2 protein-coding genes and 1 pseudogene are annotated in these 811 nt (G+C 71.5%); all 3 read right to left on the bottom strand.

Going from position 1 to position 811, the window contains the following annotated elements; translation table 11 throughout:
- On the bottom strand, positions 1–202 hold a 202-nt coding region (locus L6Q96_23230; GenBank protein ID MCK6557462.1), incomplete at its 3' end, for a hypothetical protein.
- Positions 203–214: 12 nt separating this feature from the next.
- Positions 215–418 (bottom strand): annotated as a pseudogene (locus tag L6Q96_23225) (ATP-binding cassette domain-containing protein).
- 92 nt (positions 419–510) lie between these two features.
- Positions 511–811, bottom strand: a 301-nt coding sequence (locus L6Q96_23220) for an ABC transporter ATP-binding protein (GenBank protein ID MCK6557461.1), incomplete at its 5' end; no start/stop codon positions are given.

Below are 811 nucleotides of genomic sequence, written 5' to 3'. Positions count from 1 at the left end.
CGGCGAGCTGGTTCGCGCGTTCGCGCAGCTTCGGGAAGTGGGTGAACGCCTCGTCGATGCGGCGCGCGCGCTCGGCCTTGGCGCTGAGCCAATCCGGCTTCGCCAGTTGGCGAAATCCCCTCGGGAGACCGTCGCCGCGACGCGGCGGCGCAGGGGTACCGACCAGCCAGCCGCCGAGCTCGAGGTTCTCGGTCACCGTCATCTGCGGGAACAGCTAGCGCCCCTCGGCGACCAGCGCGACGCCGGCACGCACGATCTCGTGCGTCTTCTCGGGCAGGTCCTCGCCGTCCAGCGTGACGATGCCGCGGCGCGGGATCAGCCCGGCCAGCGCCTTGAGCAGCGTCGTCTTGCCGGCACCGTTGGGGCCGAGGATCACCGTGAGGCCGGGCCTGGCTTCGAGCGTCAGGTCGCGCAGCACGAGGAACGGCCCGTAGCCGGCGGCCAGGCCCTGCACCTTCAGGTGCGCACGACCGCTGCCGCCGAGCGCGAAGGGCTCCGGGCGCCACCACATCATGGCGTCGCCTCCACCGGCTCGTCCATCATCTCGTCGCCCAGGTAGGCCTCGATCACCTCGCGGTCGCGCACCACCTCGGCCGGCGGCCCGTCGGCGATCTTGCGCCCCTGGTGCAGCACGATCACGCGCTCCACATGGCGCAGCAGCACTGTCACCGCATGCTCGATCCAGATCACGGTCAGGTCCAGCTCGTCGCGCATGCGGCGGATCAGCCGCACCATGTCCTCGATCTCGCCTTCGGTCAGCCCTGCGGCCACCTCGTCCAGCAGCAGCAGCTTCGGGCGCGTCGCCAGCGCC

Source organism: Candidatus Binatia bacterium (assembly GCA_023150935.1).
Classification (GTDB): Bacteria; Desulfobacterota; Binatia; order HRBIN30; family HRBIN30; genus JAKLJW01.
This window is presented reverse-complemented; position numbering and strand designations above follow the sequence as displayed.